Here is an 18,572-nt window from a genome sequence, read left to right on the forward strand (position 1 = left end):
TTTCGTTTTTAGATTTCACTTGCTAAACAGCTTGCCTTGCCTGACATATCGTTCAACCCCGTCATGTTAGCGCTTTCAAATCAATTCCTCCCTTCACTCTCAACATGCTGCCGGCAGCACAAATCAAATGTTAGGATATGTCATTGACATATTCAACCAATTGTTTTGACCGAGCTGCGTTCAATGATCGAGGTTTTTACTTTTATCGTAACTGCCCCCTCTCTTGATTTATCCATTCGCTTGAACAGCAGATTAATAGCTGCTTGTCCGATTTGCTCGGTCGTTTGCCTTGCGGTCGTCAGCGGTATCGGCAGCAGACTTGATAATTGAATATCGGAGAAGCCGATAACCGAGAGCTGATCCGGAACCGGCACATTCATACTAAGAGCCGTATACAGACAGGATGTAGCCAAGTAATCATCGGCGCAAACGACGGCTGTCAGCGAAGGATTCCGTCCTATAAAAGCTTCCAGCTGCGGATTAACTTCACTCAGCCGATTCATATAATCCTCAGAGCAATGGAGCTCGGCATATCCTTCATTCGCCGTCAACTTATGATCCCGAAGCGCCTGCAAATAACCTTTGTAACGATCCTCCCGGCTCGTCACCCCGTCAAATGACATCGATATATAACCGATCTCCCTATGCCCCCTGCTGATGAGGTATTCGACCAGATTGTAGGCGCCCTGATAGTGATCGTGATAGACGCAATCGATTTGCACCTCGCGAAAAATACGATCAATGATGACTAGAGGATATCGGAGCCGGTTCAGCTCCAGCACCTTTTCACTGCAAGCCATACGTCCCCTTGGATATAAAATAACGCCGTCCACCCGATCCTCGTACAGCTCCTGCAAACATTCGCTCTCATCTTCCTTATCCAGTGAGATCCGAATAAGCAGCTGACAGTTCAGCTTGCGGGCTTCCTGCTCCGCCGAAGCGATAATACGCGCCGTGTAATCATCCATATTGGGAAACACCATTGCGATTTTTCTTTTAGCTGGCTGCTCAGCTTGAAGCGTCATTCTCGGCAGTGCCGGTTCCTCTGCTCCCTCCACATATCCGGCAGATAAAAACGTTCCTCTGCGCGCCAGCCGATAAACAACGTCCTGCTTGACTAGAATATCAAGCGCAAGCTTTGCCGTCATTCGGCTCACCCCATACAGCTTGGCCAATTCCCCCTCCGAGGGTACGGGATCATGCGGCCTTAGCTTTCGGCTTCGAATCAGCTCCAGCACCTTTACGACCATCTGTTTATAAAGCAACGGCTTTGTCTCTTCATCCCGCAGCTTCATTTGAACATCGCCTCCCGTTTTCTGCATAAAGCGGCATACATGGTGTGCCCATACGTTCGGTCTATTCGTTGAAAATCCTTCTTAATCAAAAAAATTGAAACCCAAATCTTTACCTGAAATCAAAATTCACTTCATATCTAATAAAACACTTTGCTATTTTCTATTTTTAACCAGTTCGGCATTAGTTCCTAGAGAAGAGAAAAACTGAAACATGCTATACTGAATTCGTATACTAATTATCAAAAGAGTTGTTAAATATCAATTTTAAGCTAATTCGTTTATTACACTACAAAAAAAATTTATAGAGCACCGACCTAATTGGGCCCTATAAATTTTAAGTTTATTTGTTATTAATTTATACTATCATTCCAATCACAATCATTATAACTCGGCATATCTTTACCAAAATGCTTTTTATATAAACGCATTGCAAATGAATCTGTCATCTCAGATATGTAGTCACTTGCTGTCCGATATAAACTTACAGTAGGAACCTCCGGGTTATTCTCAATTATTTTTTGATATTCAAGTGGGAATAATCTATTATTATAATTGTATTTTTCATCTACTAGCATGGTAAACAATTGTCTAACAATAATCCCTCCTTTTATTTCGTATTCAGCCACCGAAGGTTGCCTAACTAATAAGTCATAAACTACATTTTTAAGTTGTTTCAACAATCCTTTATATTCCTTTAGTCCCAGTCCTTTTGAATAAACAGTTCCCTTCTTTAACATTTCCTCTTTATTTAAATCTATGACCTTAATATCATTAACAAAAGTATTAATTAGTACTGAAGTAATTGATTTAAGATAAATATCCCCATGTGAATTCCCACATAACTTTTTTGATATTTCCAATATCTCAGTAAATTGACTATGAGCACTTTTATCTTTGCTTTTTAAAGACCAAATTACATCTTCAAGAGTTAAAACACCAGATTTGAGAGAATCCTCTAGATCATGGCAAGCATATGCAATATCATCAGATATCTCCATTATTTGACATTCCAATGTTTGCGTTTTCAATTTACTTTTAGTATTTATCTCACTAGTTAAGTCATCATACAGAAACTTGCCCTCCTTCAATTTCCCTTCTTTGTTTTTTTGTTGTGCTGTAACATTATACTTAACTAGTGCTAATCTAGATGCCAACGTTAAATTAAGCCCTTTATAATCCTGACTCTTTTGTTCCAAATTACATACAATTCTTAAGGTCTGCGCATTTCCTTCAAATCCTCCGTGATCTTTCATTAACATATTTAGAGCTTTTTCTCCAAAATGACCAAATGGAGGATTCCCAATATCATGAGTCAAACAAGCCATAGTAACTAACGCTTTGCTAACCTTAATTTTAGAATCGTTATCAGCATAAACTTTGGTTGCAATTTCTGCTCCTATTTGGCTTACTTCCAAGGAATGAGTCAATCTTGTACGATAATAATCATTCGTCTGAGTTCCTAGTAATTGCATCTTACCTTGCAGTCTACGGAAAGAAGGAGAATGAAGAACTCGAGCGTAATCACGTTCAAATGGATCACGACTATCGGTATCTTTTTTTTGTACAATAAATGGATCGTCGTGTTTACGAGTAGTATGCTCATCATTATTTGGATCTGAAACTTCTACTCCTAATGCTAACAGTTCATCAATCAATATCTTTTTATCCACTTTCATGCCCCCGTCAATTATATTTTTGTATTTCTTCCTTCAAGGAATGCAATATCCATTCAACATTATCCCAATAGGAATCGGAATTATTAATAATAATTTCACATCCGTTCAATGCTTTAACTTCAAAATCATAACTATTCATTCTTTGGCTGACTTCTTCAAGATTATGTTGTCGCTTATACAACCTTTTTTCGCAATCATTCTTATTAGCATATACACCAATTCGAAAGCATTTTTCTTTCAATAATTCTTTAACTCTTTTCGCGCCTGAATAGTCAAGAACAATTGATTTAACCTCATCCTCAATATTAGTAACAGAATCTAAAAGAGTTCCATATAGATTAGATTTGTATTGAGTAACTTCTAACATCTTCCCTTGTTTTATAAGTAATTCAAAAGATTCACGATTCATAAAATGGTAATCAATATCATTCTTTTCTGTAGTACGGGGACTTCTAGTTGTACATGTAATAATTTTGGGAGCACCAAATTTTTTCTGTAGAGTAGTCTTGCCTGATCCACTTGGCCCTTGAAATACAATTAGTTTAATCATTCAAACTCCCCCAAGAATGTAAAATCTTCTTACTAATTCTACACCAATTCATATATAAATTCGAACTTATTTTTGCTGATTATTTACATTATTATCTAGTTTGAAAGACTAAAAAAACTTGCAATCCTTTTTAAGATTGTAAGCTTTTTTAGTGAATATCTTATAAAAATGTTTAATATTCAAAATTTTCAGTTTTAGAATGCATTAGCAATTCCTAGCAAGTCCAGTGCATGTTGTCTATCCAAACAACTATTGCACAGCATACAATGTCTTTCTCCGAGACTATTGCATGAAAAGGTTTTTTCTATAGGCACATTTAATATTTGAGACTCGTTAACCACAAACTTACGATCTTTATCTACAAACGGTGTTACTATCTCAAATAAATTTAAGGACTCGTATAGAGTGTTTGTAATACTTTTAATAAATGCACTCCCTGTATCTTTATAAGAATTTTCTCCTGCTACTCCAATAGCTAACTTATTTATATTCATTTTATAGGCATATGAAGCAGCAATAGATATCAGAATCATATTCCTATTTGGAAAAAACTCATTTTTCATCCATTCATCTTGCGAATATACACTCTCCGGTAATTCACCAACTAATGATCCCTGGCCAATTTCTTTAAGATTAGGTACATCCACAAATAATGTATCTCTTTTAAACATTCCTTCAGTTATTCTTTTAATTGCATTAATTTCACCTAGATAAGTTGTTTGTCCATAGTTTATATGAATAGGAAACACATCATAATCAGTAGCATTAAGCCAGTAGTATAGCACAGTTGAATCAATGCCACCAGAAAATAGTAAAACAATTTTATTTTTTCCCATATAATACCTCTATCAATTCTTCTATATTTTCAAATAATTGATTGCAACCAAATTGAATCATATTATTTAATTTCTTTTCTGAAGTTTTTAGACCATATACAGGAACTCCTTTTTTAAAAGCATATCCCATTTCGAAGCAAGTGCCGGTATCGTCTTGATCTATTAAAGCTACCACAACATCAGCATCATTTATTAGATCAATATCAGCTTGAAAAACCTTTTTCCTTTGTTCAAAAGAGGTATCTGCATTAATAACTCCGTTCTCGTGCAAAGGAGACAAGACAGTAAACTGGGCATTTTTTAATCTTTCACTAATATGAATTACCCAGTATATTTCTTGTTTATTAAAGAATGGACCCGCCAAATAGACCTTTTTCGGTAGATTTTCATCTAGAACAAACATTTCACGCTGGTAAAGATCTTTTTCAACTCCTGATTTATCAATAACAGTTTCAACAGTCATACTTTCAATAAAATTAGCAGCAACACAGTTTGCAATACGTACACTATATTCAATATCTCTTGACCTCAAAAAAGTTACAGCTAGGGTACCTCCAAAGACATCTCCGGACCCAAGGGTACACACAGCTTTACTTTTATATGCAGGTAATTCTAATCTATGTCCATCGTATAGCAAATTGCAACCCTTAAATCCTTTTTTTACAATTATATATTTGGGCCCCATTTTTTCTAGCTTTTTAATCGCCTCTTCAATCTCGTTTGTTTCAGATAATAATAAAGCTTCTTCTTCATTTACTAAAAGCACCGTAACATATTTCAATATCTCTCTTGTTCGATTTATTGATTTATTGTTAGGTTTAGGATCTAAAAATATTGGTATATTTTTTTCTATCGCTTGCTCAAATAATGATTCAGGGAAAGAGTGGTCAACCGGGAAAAGTAATAATCCTTCACAATCCTTACTCAATGAAGGAACATATTGAATTCCCATTTTAATATCAGTAATGGGAGTACTAATCTTATGCTCAAATGCTTTATAGCCCGTTACTATGTACCTTGGCACGCTGTAATTTTCTAAATATATTGAATTTTCAATAGATACCCCCATTGTCTCCCAAAATTGAAGACTATATTTATCAATTTCAGGTCCATAGACAGTTAAGAAATCAATTTTCATTTCCTGTCTTGCGGCTGCGATAGCCGCGTACAAACCTGCTCCACCATTTCTGCTAATTATTCTAGAATTATCACCAAGTAAGAGATCTATCCCAATCTCTCCATATACAGAAAGACTCAAATCCCATCCCTCCGATCAGCATAATTAAGAAATCCGTTTCTGGATAATAACCACAGCAAATAATCCATTTTCCCTAAAGTAACTCCAACATTATTACACACTCTACGTAGTGCATCTTCTAAACTTAGATATACTTTTTCTGTTAATTGATTTGGAACATGAAACCCTAAATAACTTAAAAATCTTAAAATATGAACATCGAATACTGCACAGTCCTCATTAAACCCTGTGTTTCTTAATAACCAACTTGCTGATTTCATCCCAATTCCAGGACAATTACATAACCACAATCTTGATGCAGATGCATTAAGATCATGTAACTTGTCATATAATTCCCACTCGCATTTTTCCCATAGCCAATAGCCCCCATTTGAAATAATCTTAGGTTTCGTATCAAGATACCTGTATTTTCTTAAATGTCCATTTAAATTGGCACCAACAAATTGCTTTTTGGAAAATTGCTCTCTAATTTTCTCTTCGATAATCAACAATTTATCTTTGCATTTATAATAATCTTTCTTAAATAAGTTTTGATCTTTAAGTATCTGAAGACCAGATAAATTTAATTCATAACTTATTCCGAATCCTCCTAATAAAACAAAAAAGAACTCATCGAGTACTTGCTCTTTTGATTTATAAAACAAAACATATTCTTGCTCTATTGATGAACCGTATACTTCCCATAATTCTTTTAAAATATTAATAGCTTGAGTATATTCCATTCAAATTACACCATTTAAATTTACTGTTATCTTAGGATCATACTGGCTACCTTCTTTTTTAATAATAATTCCTTGATACTTCCATCCATTTTCAATACAATTAATCACCCATCCACAATTTGGGGGGAGTAATCCAATGAGCATACCGTCTACTTGATTTAAAACTTCTAAAATAGGTAAAGAAGAACTTCTATTCAGGTTAATGTATACCATATCTTGAATAGAAGAATTTAACCAAATAGTACTTTTATTTTGATTAACAATTATCTGAGTAATTATTGTATCTCCGCATTTATTAACAGCTCCTCCGCCCAAACTACTATAAATCGCACCTGAATATCCTCCGCTTCCCATAAAAAAACCTCCTTCTAGTTATATAGTACTATAATAACTTAAATTGGGTAATCTTGTCTCCAATTTATAGGTTAATATAGTAAGAGTAAGCAAATAACTCTAGAGCAATCTTCTTTAAAATTTTGTAAAATAATGTGCAGTTATTATTCCAAGGATGATCTATAACTAGAACCAATATAGATTTTGAAGTATTTACGTCATGACAAAACTGATCATAAATTAGGTAAGGGTCAGGTATAAGATTATTAAAATATTCTCTAACTAACAAACAACCGATATTCCAATTCAAAAAGAGGTAGTTCCATCAGCCAACGATTTGGCTCCAGAACTACCCTCTTAATTAATGATTACACTAAGCTACTTCTCTTTAAGTGCAAGCAGCAGCGAAACCGCATCCGCCCGCGTCACAGCGGCATTAGCATCTATCGTTTCCACAGCAGCTGTTTTCGTCGCCAAGGCGATTATAGCAGCCGCTTCGCCCTTCGTCAGTTTCTGGTTCGGAAGGAATTCATCAACAAATACGCCGTCCGTCCATCCTGCTTGCACGACCTGAGCAACAGAGCGGTAAGCCCATGGTGCGATGGAAGCTGCATCGGCAAAAGCAAGGGCTGCCCCTTCCCCGTCCAGCTTAAGCGTCTTGGCCAGCATGACCGTGAACTCGGCACGCGTGACCGCTTCCTCCGGCTTGAATGTGCCATTTGGATAGCCATTAACGATGCCTGCAGCCAGCGCTTGCTGGATAGCCGCTTCAGCCGAATGTCCGGAAATATCTGTGGCAGCAATACCTGTAGGCGACCACCAGTTGCCGGAAACGACGATCATGCTCAGCAAGCGAATGGAGTTGCCATAGTAATAACGGTATTCCAGTGCCGTGGAATTGGCTTCTTCCGTATGGTAATCCCACAGATCATTCAGCCATTGCTGATTGCGCTTGTCGATCATTGCGCCGACCATAAGCGGAGCCGTAAACTCCAGATTGCCATCCCATTCGCTTAACTTCGTCTTGCCGTCAAGCGAATAACCCGACCAGATTGCGCTCGGATCAGCATGATTGCTTTGAACGAAGGCGTTCAATGCAGCCAGCTGATTATAGGCGCTTTTATCACCTGTCAGCAAATAATCAGACGTAATTCTCCATGGCGTGCGGCATGAATTATAGTTGTAAGCGCCGTCGAATCCCGACTCCAGGAAATGTCCGCTTTCCGTCTTCCACTCGAACTCAGAGACCGGCTTATATTTGCCGTCTGCAGAATCGCGGTAGACAAAGTCCGGCAGCAGGCCGGTTTTTGGGCTGTAGTTTTTATGCAGGTCATTAATAATGCCATAAGTAGTTGAGATGACTTTCAGCCAGCGATCATCGCCTGTCGCCTTGTGGAACTCCTTCAAGTGCTGCAGCATGAAATCCGAAGGCCGGGTAGCGGGCTTGAAGCTAGGATCACTGTCGGAGCCCAGCACCCAATCGCCCAGCAGCAGATGGAAATGCTCAGGATGAACCTCGCTGTCCATAATGGCATTGATTACTTTGACAGCTTCGCCCCGGTAATCAATTGTGCCTTTGCTGCCCCACTGCTTATCAGCAAGCAGCAGCGAATAGGCAATGTCCATGTCGCCATCGATCGCTGAATCCGTACCGTTAACGTCAATGATAGCGCCGTCCCGGTCCGCTTGCTGCCAAGCCATCAGATCGGGATGCAATGTGCTTGGGTGTGCACGGAAGTAACGGTACATGCCGTCGAACAGCTTCTTCGCTTCCGGATCATGTCCGGCCATAATGGCAGTAATCATCATTCCATAGCCATGCGCTTCGGACACGGTGATCGCATCGCCGTTCCAGCCGCCGTCATTGTACCAGACATAATATTGGCTGGCATCGTAAGGATTGGCCTTTATGTACTTTTTCTTGAACTGATCGTAAAGCAAGCCAACCTCAGCGTCCATTTTCTTCTGTGATACATGATTTGGTTTAATGGAGCCTGCTGCATAATTCATATGCTGCGGAAACGGCCTAAGCGACGTCTCAGAGGAAGCGGAACCGGCAGCAGCATAACTGCTTGCACTAGGAATTAGCATGAGAACTACTGCGATGGACAAAATAGCGCTCAGCATAGCAGCAGGCATGCCGGGTTTACGGATAATCATCATTCATCACTGCCTTTCGCGGAATAGGTAAGGAAGCCTCTAAGGATGATGAAAGCATGTATTTAAGCGCTTTAACTTTATGGCATGACAAAGTCAATTGCAATAGCGGTTGCGTCCCTCCTCTCCCAGACGAAAAGATTGCGCTATCACAAAAGTTCAGTCCATGCCTGCTGTTGGCTTCATACACCGTATTGTAGTGTCCCGGCAATTGAATTGTCAATAAATAAATTAAAGCGCTTAAACTTTAATGCCAGATATGACGATCTGTTCTATACGTCTAACTCAAGATCCCGCCGTAATCTTCATGCAGATTACGCCCGATTCTCTTACGTCTTAAGCATCGAAAGCGGCTGCTGCAGAGCCTGCCAATGCTTCGGAATATCTGCTCCGGGATGGTCAGCATACAAGGCTCTCAAGTGCAATGAGATCGAGGTTACTCCTCCAGCGACTAATACTTCCTTTATATCTGAAACCTTTACAGGCACATCATGCCGATTAACGGTACCAAGCTGCTCTATCGGTAAAAAGATATTCAGACTCTTCCTGTAACCGCAGCGGTCCGGAAATCTCGGAGAGCTGCCTGAATCATATTTTGTCAACAATATGGACCCGGCGTTTGCCCGCAGCAAAGACTGCGCATCGAATGCCAGCACAGCGAAGCTTTCTTCCGGTTCTCTTCTCGAATACATATCCAGCATTTTTCTGCAGTCCCTTAAGGTCGGCCAGAAAAACACATGGCTATCCAGAAACGCTCTGAATTGCTGTTGGCTGACGGAGACATCCATCATTTTATCCGGAATTCGGAGATGAGCGTTTAACGTCATAACAAAGTCCTCATATTCGATCTGTAATTGCTCCGTCCGCCGCTCGCCGCTAAATTCAGGCCGAATTACACCGCTCGGCAGCAGCTTGTCCAGTGCCGCAATCGCCCTCAAGTTCGACGCTCTCGTGAAATGGTAGAGCGTTTTTCTATTTTCCGTTCTCGTGATCGTCTGAATAACGTCCATACGAATCCCCCTCAAATTACATTTTCTCATAGGCGCAACCATAAAGAAACAGCCGAAACAAGGAGATACTCCTTATCCCGGCTGTTTCTTTATATGCGCAGCAAGCTCTGCCGCCTTATAGGCCCATCCATGTGATTATCCAGCCGATCCACCGGTTCGGATTGAATAAATGGCCGCTAAAAATATCCCACCAGCTAACCAGAGCAAATAGAGACAGCACCAGATACACGACGATCTCCTTCATCGGTTTGCGGGTCCTGATCAAATAGATAAGACCAATCAGCAGCCCTCCCGAAATCATCAGCATATATTTGATCATGCAGCCGGTCCCTTTCTTCTTCGCTTCTTGAACTTCCCGAGCATCCATAGAAACAGCGGAAGCACGATTCCATAGAAACAGGAGTACTGGAAAATATAACGTTTATCCCACGCAATGTTGCCAATGACATTGTCATTCAAAGTAATAGCGATGCCTGCAATCAGGAAAATGAGCGGAATCGCGGCACCTGTCCTATTCTTAAGCTTAAACAGCTGGCAAATGCCGATTACAGCGCAGTAGTAAGCGATACAGAGCTTAAGGAAAATCCAGATCGTCCAGCTTATGACGATTGTAGACTCCAGATTCTCGATAAATTCGGCAATTTGAAGCTCCTTCACAATGGTGTACAAAGGATATACTTGATGCGAGCTGCGCGAGGCGCCTAGAACCCCCACTGTTATCAGAACGATGCCGCTCAGCAGCAGGGTTGTTACCGTCATGCCAAGGAGCAGCGCCGATTTCAGCCTGCTTTTGACATGAGGTGCGAGCATCATAATCGTTACCGTCTCGAGATAGGGAAAACCGATTACGGGTCCAGTATCCTTCATAAGCTTATTAAAGCTGCTCTGAAACATGGGCTCCAGCTTCCCCCAATCCCACTCCTTCAAGGCGCATACATAGATGGTTAGCATGACGAGAATGACGAAGGGGGTTAATATTTCGCTCGTTCTGGCAATAGTCTCGACACCCTTTATGGCAGCGTAACAGGCTATGGCGAGAAACATAATATGGAACGCGGTGATCGGCGTATTTGGCATTAGAATCGTCTTCATGAAATCACCCAAATTGCGCGTTACCCAGCTTGAGGTCTGTATGAAGTACCAAATATAAAGCAGGGCAATAAACCCGCCAATCGGCTTGCCCGCCACTTCGACAGCCAGCTGCACGATACTCAGATTGGGATATACCTTTGCCATCCCCAGCCATATCCATAACACTGCAAGCATAAAGACGCTGGCCAGCAGCGGAATCATCCATCCATCTTGTTTACTTGAAGCAATCATGCTCCCCGGCCGGATGAAAAAAGCCGTTCCAAGAGAATAGTTAACGGTGATCAGAAAAAACTGCCAACCGCTTATGTGCTCCTTCAATGTACCACTCACCTTGTTTTATACGGATCCAATGTATTGCCAAATGTTTGGATAATGAACTGGGTGGTCACATCCAACTGAGTCTCTTTCCAGCTCTCCGGGTTTCGTTTTGCTTCCGCCCAAGGCTGTCCCCGCTTCTGCTTCATCATTGCTTCGAGACCCGTTATGTCCCAGCTGTTTTTTTTGCTTTTTGCAAATAGCCGCTCACACTTCTCCCGAATCAGCTTATCGAGCTGCGATTTGATTTCCCTTAGATTTGCTTCATCCAGCTTTACATCCTGTGTATTGTTCTCCATATGAACTTCAGCTTTCAAATGAATGCGCAATACTGGCTTGCCCTCCTCCATCACCAGTTTTTTTCGGACCGTAAAATCCTCCACTCGCAAATCGACATGCCCTTCATGCAAGGGAACCGACTGATGGAATATATGAATTTGCCCATTGAGCAAATTATAGTACGGCATCTCTGATGATTTCAGCCGCCCGATCATTTTACCCTGCTTGATCAACGCCCCTCCCTTCAGTAAGAAGCTGCCTTTATTGGCGTCGATCATTTCATATTTTTTCGTATCGGTGCTGGAGACATCCTCCCCCGAAAGCGAAATGATGGGGAGCACGGTTAATATGGTGCTCTCCAGATTCTCAGCTACATGCTTGATCTGCGAGCGCGGGCTGGCTTCACCTGTCTGATAAATGCCATTATCGATAATCAAGCGGGCGTTGCGCCCAGGCAGTCTTTCCAGCGAGGTATACGTTCTCATAATAGCCTGAAGCGGTGAATCCGTAATAATCATCGGAATCGTCGATTGACGATCATTCTGTTTTTCCAAAAAATTAAGCTGGTCAACTAGCCCTTTCCTCGCTGCACGCTCTGTGACAACCATTGCATTGTAGTGTGCGAAGAACGGCGTTTTCGAAATACCGTCCGTTAACTTCGACGGATTTTCCGTCGAATCAGACGTACGTATGCTGTAGGTGTAGACCGGGGCATTGATGCCGGACGTTTTTTGCGCGGCAATCCCGGTTGGATTAATAATCTGGTAATAGAACATACTGCCGCCTTGCTCCGGATTCAGATCCATGCCGACGAAATTGACGATAGCCAGCCGATTCACTTCGATCATATCCCAACAGCCCGTCAAGCACAGCAGCGCCATTACACTGGCGATGAACCTATGCTTCCATATCCGGCGTTTGACATTCATGCTGCTCACCTCTCCGGGTCTAGTATGCGGGGCATATCTTATGGAATTCTCCGCTTCCGCTTCGTCCGGTTCATAGCGGGATAGGTTTTAATTTTCGACCGTCCCCGGCGTGCAAGCACATCCTTCCAGTCAGAAACATATGTAGGTGCGATTGGCGCGAGAAACGGAACGGTGAATGACCGCAGCGAAGCAAAATGAACGACTGCAAATAGCGCACCGCACAATATGCCGAACAGCCCCATAAAGGCGGCCAGCAGCATAAAGGAATATTGCAGAAACCGCTGCGACAGGCCAAAGTTATAGTAAGGCGCCACAAAGCTCGCAATAGCGGTTACCGCAACGACGATAACCATCGCTGCGGAGACCAAGCCGGCTTGTACGGCCGCCTCTCCCAGTACTAGCGCCCCAACTATAGAGATGGCCTGTCCGGCGATTCTTGGCATACGCAGACCTGCTTCCCGTAAAATCTCGAAGCTTCCCGCCATTAGAAAAGCTTCAATATAGGACGGAAACGGTACACCTTCCCTTTGCGCGGAAATGCTAATTAGCAGCGAAGGAGGCAATAAGCTCTGCTGATAGATGGTGACGGCGATATAGAGCGCTGGAACGAAGATTGCAAGCAGGAAAGAAATGAAGCGAATCCACAGCATGAAGGTTGCGATATCCGCCCGCTGAAAATAATCTTCCGGCGAGGAAAAAAACTGAAAAAAGGTAATGGGGCCGATCAGGGAAAGCGGGCTGCCATCCACAATAACTGCTACCCTTCCCTCAAGTATATGGGATACGGTAACGTCCGGCCGTTCCGACTTTTGCATCATCGGCATCGGAATAAAGGTCCGGTCGGAAATAAAATCCTCCACATAGGAAACATCCAGAATGCTGTCCGTATCAATCGCATTCAGCCGCCGTCGAAACTCTTCAACAACCTCCGCTGGTGCAAGCTCCTCCAAATAGATGATAACGACGCGGGATTCGGTTTTGGAGCCGATTGTAAATTGTTCAAACCGCAAATCTGCTGCTCTGATTCTTTTGCGGATTAAGCTCAAGGCGGTCGCCATATCCTCATTGAATGCTTCCTGAGGCCCGCGTACAGTCATCTCTGTCTCCGGCTTCGGAATCGGACGCTGTGACTGCATAGAAACATCCAGCTGCAAAATTTCGCCCTCGCCTTTCAGCAGCAGCAGGCAGCTTCCTTCCATCAGCGCTAACACGCAATCATTCAGATCCGTGACCGTTGATGAGTTTGATATCGGGATTTGATAGCGCAGCTCATTAATCGTCCAGTTGGCTGCTTCCGCTGTTGCAAACTTTTCCGTGAAAAAACACAAAATCGTATCTTCAATTTTCCCTTTATCAACTAGCGTATTTATAAATAAACAATGCCCTTGCCGGTCAGGCGTCAGCGCGAATGGATGATGGTTCAGATCGGGAGGATTGCCAAGCAACTCCTGAATGCTTTTAATGAACGATTCCGGGTCGTATTTATTGAATTGTACACTGCTGCTTTTGCTATTGGAGCCATTCATCCATCGTTGCCCCTTTCTCAATTTTCTCAATGAAGTTGATTCCATTATTTCCATTGCCCCTGCCCCTCATACCCTTTTCTCTCCAGTTCAAGCCATAACAAAAAGCCCCTCAGTTAGCCTGAGGGACTTATCCATTCCTTTAAATATGAAGTATAAGTGCAAAATAGCTGGTCCGTGAATTAAGCAAGCTCAGCATTCAAGCGATCAAGCAGCTCGATCAGCTCCAGCGGCTCCTTCACGGTATAGGTTGGACGCTCTGATTCATCAGCAGGTGTATGCGGGTAGCGCGGCGTCCAGCTTTGGAAGATACTTGTGATGCCCAGCGCATTCGCGCCTTTCATATCACGGCTCAAATTGTTGCCGATCATCACGATGCGCGGGTAATCAGCCTCAGACAGATCCAAAGCGCCTACAGCGGCTTTGAACATACGAGGACTCGGTTTGGTTGCTTTCACAGTTTCGGAATAGATCATGGTCGTAAAATAATCGTAAAGCCCGTTCTGCTTGAATACGTTCTTGAACGATTGCGCGTCGCCATCGGCAACCAGCGCCAGCGTGTAACCTTTCTCGACCAACGTTTTGAGCATAACGTCCGCGCCGGGAATCAAATCAGCGCTAATTACAATTCCCTCTTCGTCCCTTACTTCCGTTGATTCATCGACAATTGTGTCTCCGCTATCAAAAAATACGATCAATCTTTTTTCCAATTGTGCAACCCCCATTTTTAGTTTGCCGGCGTGCTTGTCGATTCTCTGACGATCAGTTCCGGCTGCATAACGATCCTTTGCTTAATTTCATCCGTGTTCTCTGCGCTGCGTATCAGCAAGTCGAAAGCCAGCTTGACCATCTGGTCCATCGGCTGGGCAACGGTTGTAAGCGCCGGGTTCGTCACGGTAGACAGAATCGTATCGTCAAAGCCAATAATCGACAACTGCTCCGGTACTCGTACTCCTGCTTCTTTGGCGGCTTGCAATGCCCCGATCGCTAGCAGATCGTTGCAGCAAAATATCGCCGACGGACGGTTTTCCCCGCGGATTAGCGCCGCTGCCGCCCGTTTTCCGTCTCTGATGCTGGAATCGCATGAAATAATGCTGTCATCCTCGACGGCAATGCCAGCCTCGAACAAAGCGAATCGGAAGCCTCTGACCCGCTCATAGCTGCTCGTAACTTTGAAATTCTCGGACAGTACCGCAATTTGGCGATGCCCGCCGCCCAGCAAATGCTCGGCTGCAAGCGCCCCGCCCTTAAAGTCGTCCGTTAATACACTGTGTACCGGCATCGCAACCGCTTCCCTTGCGATCATGACGATCGGCAGCGATTTTTCTGCGAGCTGCGTCAAAATATCTGCGTTCTCCACTCCGGTACCGATTAGAATGCCATCCACGCTTTTCTGCTCCAGCAGCCGGATATACTTCTCTACCCGGTCATCCTTATTGTCCGTACTGCAGACGATGACGCTATACCCTTCGGAATGCGCCAGATCCTCTACCGTACGGGCAATTTCAGAGAAAAAGGGGTTGGATACATCGGGAATAAGCAGCCCGATCGTGTACGTCTTTTTGCCCATCAAAGCCGAGGCGATCACACTCGGCTGATATTGCAGACGCTCCATCACCTTAAATATTTCATCACGCTTTTTCTTGCTTACTTTTCCCTTGCCGTTTATCGCATTGGAGACGGTCGCGATGGAGACGCCCGCCTCCTTGGCAACATCATATATCGTGGTCGCTTTCATGCCCAACCTCATTATCGTCGGATGTTAAGGACAGGCAATCGCCCCCCTACCCGGATATTATCCGATTTATCCGCTCGATTTGCAAACGATTTGTAAATCGTTACGGAGATTACGGCTGTTGTCTCGTTGCGATCCATGCGTGATCCGGATCGTTATTGAACTTCCAGACCCGGTGCGGACCGGCCATCACGTTGAGATAGTAGACTTGGTAGCCCGGAGGCGCGGAAACAGGATGATAACCTTTCGGCACCAGCACTGCTTCGCCGTCCTTAACAGCCAAGTTCTCATCCAGCGAGCGGTCGTCCGTATAGACACGTTGCATTGCGAAGCCTTGCTCCGGCTGCACATGGAAGTAGTAAGTTTCTTCAAGGAACGACTCTTCCGGAAGCGCGTCGCGGTCATGCTTATGCGGCGGGTAGCTTGACCAATGGCCTTCAGGCGTAAACACTTCTACGACCAGCAGGCTGTCGGCAGCCTCTTGCTCCGGCAAAATGTTATGAATGAAGCGCTGCGTCGTGCCAGTGCCGCGAACTTCAACGCCAACGTCGCTAGGCGCGATCAGGCGCGCAGCATGATTGCCTTTGCCCGGCGCTTCGCATACAGCCAGCTCCACTTTAGTCAAAGCTTCCAGCTCGTAACGATCATCGTTCGGAACATATACGGAGTATGGAGGCGTCTGTTCAAAGACGCTCATTCTTTGACCAATGTTGCTCCACGACTCTTTCGCCGTCTTCACATTCGCCAATCCGCCAAGCAGAACGAGACAAACCTCGTTGCCGCCTGTCTCACGGCTCAATTTATCTCCCGGATTCAACTGGTATACTTCGAAACCGACATACTCCCAGCCTGCCGATTCCGGAGTAATCGAAAGTACCGGATCTGTTCCCGCTGCTTGCTGCTGCGGGCTTACGATCAATTTGCTCATTCGATTACATCCTCTCTATTTCAATTACTTAAGCTCCGACAGCTTCACGCTGCGGTTGTCGCGTAGGGAAATTTTTGCAGCCAGCGCAATACGTTCTGCTTGGCAAGCGTCTTCGCCGCTGACGGAAACTTCTCCGCCTTGCAGCAGCACATTAATAAATTGCTCTGTTTCATCAATATAAGCATTGTTGTAGCGCTCGAGGAAGAAATGAAGCGGCTTCTCGCTAATAACACCTTGTTCTGTGCTAAGCACAGCAGTATTCGCCTGGTCATTCGTCGAAGCTACAGAACCTTTCGAACCGAATACTTCGGCACGTTGATCATAACCGTATACGGCTTTGCGGCTGCAATCAATAACGCCAAGCGCGCCGTTCGCGAAACGAAGCGTAACGATCGCTGTATCCACGTCGCCATGATCGCCAAATACCGGATTAACCAGCACGCTGCCTTGCGCGTATACTTCTTCAACCTCGGAGCCCGAGAGGAAACGAGCCATATCGAAGTCGTGGATCATCATATCCATGAAGATACCGCCGGATACTTTAATGTAAGCTTCTGGCGGTGGCTCAGGGTCGCGGGACGTAATTTTAATCAGATGCGTCTCGCCGATTGAACCTGCTTTTACATGCTCACGGATTGCCTTGAAGTTATGGTCGAAACGGCGGTTGAAGCCAACTTGCAGCTGAACACCCGCTTTGCGAACCTCTTCCAGCGCCTCTTCCGTTTGACGAATGTCCATGCTAACCGGCTTCTCGCAGAAGATATGCTTGCCTTGCTGCGCAGCTTGCTTAATAAGCGGAACATGCGTATCTGTAGAAGAACAGATGAACACGGCATCGATATCCGGATTATTCAACAGCTCGTTGCTGTCCTTCGTTACGATAGCAATGCCTCTTTCATCTGCCCATGCTTGCAATTCAGGGCTTGCAAACAAATCGCTGATTGCTACGATTTCTGCTTGCGGGTGTCTTCTCAGGTTGTCGGCATGGATTTTGCCGATTCTGCCGGCGCCAATAATGCCGATTCTAATCTTCTTCATACTTCTTATCCGCCCTTCTCTTGTCCCGTGCTGCCGAACAGCCGCATTTTATCACGCACGGCAGCTTTGATCGCTTCGCGCGCCGGATTCAAATAATGTCTTGGATCATAAGTTTCCGGATTGTTGTTCAAAAACTCCCGGATCGCTTGTGTAAATGCGGATTGGTTATCGGTATTCACGTTGATCTTCGCCGTACCCGAGGCAATCGCTTCGCGGATTTCCGCTTCGGGAATGCCGCTTCCTCCGTGGAGGACAAGCGGTAAGCCCGTAACCGCATGAATTTCCTTCATCCGGTCCAGACCCAGCTTCGGCTGTCCCCGGTACGGGCCGTGGACGGAGCCAAGTGCAGGTGCCAGGCAATCGATGCCCGTCTCCTTCACCATCCGAACGCAATCCGCTGTTTCCGCATAGGAAGCTTCCGCTTCCAATACTTCCAGATCATCCTCGCGTCCGCCAATTCGGCCGAGCTCCGCTTCAACGGAAGCGCCCAGTACGTGGGCAGCCTCCGTTACGCGCAGCGTCGTCTGAATGTTCGTCTCCAAGGAATGATGAGAAGCATCGATCATGACCGAAGTAAAGCCTGCTTTAAGCGCCTTGATACATACCTCATAAGAGGAACCGTGATCCAGATGCAAAGCGACTGGTACTGTAATGCCGTAATGGTCGATCAAGTTATTTACCATGCCATAGATATAAGGCAGTCCGCCCATGTAAGGAATGTAAGCCTCGCTGACGCCGAGGATAACAGGTGAAGCTTCCTCTTGAGCGGCAGTCAGGATTGCCTGCGTAAATTCAAGATTGTTCAAATTGAATTGTCCGACGGCATAGCCGCCCTTATTGGCCGTGCGAAGCATGTCAGTCATCGATACTAATGTCATTTCGGATCAGCCTCCAAG

General features: G+C 44.2%; 18 protein-coding genes. All 18 read right to left on the reverse strand.

Going from position 1 to position 18,572, the window contains the following annotated elements:
* Positions 1–152: 152 nt before the first annotated feature.
* The 18 genes from ACFVVF_RS05155 to fba all read right to left on the reverse strand — a co-directional run bounded on the left by ACFVVF_RS05155 (position 153) and on the right by fba (position 18,554).
* Complete coding sequence (locus ACFVVF_RS05155; RefSeq protein WP_387806009.1) at positions 153–1,322, reverse strand: GntR family transcriptional regulator; 1,170 nt, start codon at positions 1,320–1,322, stop codon at positions 153–155.
* A gap of 323 nt (positions 1,323–1,645) precedes the next feature.
* On the reverse strand, positions 1,646–2,965 hold the full coding sequence (locus tag ACFVVF_RS05160; RefSeq protein WP_387806011.1) for a deoxyguanosinetriphosphate triphosphohydrolase family protein: 1,320 nt from the start codon (positions 2,963–2,965) through the stop codon (positions 1,646–1,648).
* A gap of 13 nt (positions 2,966–2,978) precedes the next feature.
* Positions 2,979–3,521 (reverse strand): guanylate kinase, encoded by a 543-nt coding sequence (locus ACFVVF_RS05165; RefSeq protein ID WP_387806013.1) that lies wholly within the window; start codon positions 3,519–3,521, stop codon positions 2,979–2,981.
* A 194-nt stretch (positions 3,522–3,715) separates the two neighbouring features.
* On the reverse strand, positions 3,716–4,357 hold the full coding sequence (locus ACFVVF_RS05170; protein ID WP_387806015.1) for a 7-cyano-7-deazaguanine synthase: 642 nt from the start codon (positions 4,355–4,357) through the stop codon (positions 3,716–3,718).
* Positions 4,344–5,615: a PfkB family carbohydrate kinase gene (locus ACFVVF_RS05175; protein ID WP_387806017.1), complete on the reverse strand. Its 1,272-nt coding sequence runs from the start codon at positions 5,613–5,615 to the stop codon at positions 4,344–4,346. Before ACFVVF_RS05175 ends, ACFVVF_RS05170 begins: the two co-directional genes overlap by 14 nt.
* On the reverse strand, positions 5,612–6,337 hold the full coding sequence (locus tag ACFVVF_RS05180) for an 8-oxoguanine DNA glycosylase (RefSeq protein ID WP_387806019.1): 726 nt from the start codon (positions 6,335–6,337) through the stop codon (positions 5,612–5,614). Before ACFVVF_RS05180 ends, ACFVVF_RS05175 begins: the two co-directional genes overlap by 4 nt.
* Complete coding sequence (locus ACFVVF_RS05185) at positions 6,338–6,691, reverse strand: hypothetical protein (protein WP_387806021.1); 354 nt, start codon at positions 6,689–6,691, stop codon at positions 6,338–6,340.
* Positions 6,692–7,048: 357 nt separating this feature from the next.
* Entirely contained in the window at positions 7,049–8,833 is a 1,785-nt protein-coding gene (locus ACFVVF_RS05190) for a glycosyl hydrolase family 8 (RefSeq protein ID WP_387806023.1), read from the reverse strand.
* Positions 8,834–9,156: 323 nt separating this feature from the next.
* Positions 9,157–9,837, reverse strand: coding sequence for a DUF7002 family protein (locus ACFVVF_RS05195; protein ID WP_387806026.1), 681 nt, complete (start codon positions 9,835–9,837; stop codon positions 9,157–9,159).
* Positions 9,838–9,952: 115 nt separating this feature from the next.
* Positions 9,953–10,156, reverse strand: a complete 204-nt coding sequence (locus ACFVVF_RS05200) for a hypothetical protein (protein ID WP_387806029.1) — start codon at positions 10,154–10,156, stop codon at positions 9,953–9,955.
* Positions 10,153–11,247 (reverse strand): GerAB/ArcD/ProY family transporter, encoded by a 1,095-nt coding sequence (locus ACFVVF_RS05205; protein WP_387806031.1) that lies wholly within the window; start codon positions 11,245–11,247, stop codon positions 10,153–10,155. The genes ACFVVF_RS05200 and ACFVVF_RS05205 overlap by 4 nt, the downstream gene beginning before the upstream one ends.
* 8 nt (positions 11,248–11,255) lie before the next feature.
* Positions 11,256–12,452: a Ger(x)C family spore germination protein gene (locus ACFVVF_RS05210; RefSeq protein ID WP_387806032.1), complete on the reverse strand. Its 1,197-nt coding sequence runs from the start codon at positions 12,450–12,452 to the stop codon at positions 11,256–11,258.
* A 38-nt stretch (positions 12,453–12,490) separates the two neighbouring features.
* On the reverse strand, positions 12,491–13,978 hold the full coding sequence (locus ACFVVF_RS05215; RefSeq protein ID WP_387806034.1) for a spore germination protein: 1,488 nt from the start codon (positions 13,976–13,978) through the stop codon (positions 12,491–12,493).
* 179 nt (positions 13,979–14,157) lie between these two features.
* Positions 14,158–14,685 carry an HAD family hydrolase gene (locus ACFVVF_RS05220; protein ID WP_387806037.1) on the reverse strand — a complete coding sequence of 176 codons (528 nt, stop codon included), beginning with the start codon at positions 14,683–14,685 and terminating at the stop codon, positions 14,158–14,160.
* A 17-nt stretch (positions 14,686–14,702) separates the two neighbouring features.
* Positions 14,703–15,713 carry a LacI family DNA-binding transcriptional regulator gene (locus tag ACFVVF_RS05225; protein ID WP_387808837.1) on the reverse strand — a complete coding sequence of 337 codons (1,011 nt, stop codon included), beginning with the start codon at positions 15,711–15,713 and terminating at the stop codon, positions 14,703–14,705.
* A 109-nt stretch (positions 15,714–15,822) separates the two neighbouring features.
* Positions 15,823–16,638, reverse strand: a complete 816-nt coding sequence (gene iolB / locus ACFVVF_RS05230) for a 5-deoxy-glucuronate isomerase (RefSeq protein WP_387806039.1) — start codon at positions 16,636–16,638, stop codon at positions 15,823–15,825.
* Between the two features lie 24 nt (positions 16,639–16,662).
* Positions 16,663–17,676, reverse strand: a complete 1,014-nt coding sequence (gene iolG / locus ACFVVF_RS05235; RefSeq protein ID WP_387806041.1) for an inositol 2-dehydrogenase — start codon at positions 17,674–17,676, stop codon at positions 16,663–16,665.
* Positions 17,677–17,681: 5 nt separating this feature from the next.
* Entirely contained in the window at positions 17,682–18,554 is an 873-nt protein-coding gene (gene fba / locus ACFVVF_RS05240; protein WP_387806043.1) for a class II fructose-1,6-bisphosphate aldolase, read from the reverse strand.
* Between the last annotated feature and the right edge of the window lie 18 nt (positions 18,555–18,572).

Origin of the sequence: Paenibacillus sp. NPDC058174, from assembly GCF_042883865.1 — a bacterium.
Classification (GTDB): domain Bacteria; phylum Bacillota; class Bacilli; order Paenibacillales; family Paenibacillaceae; genus Pristimantibacillus.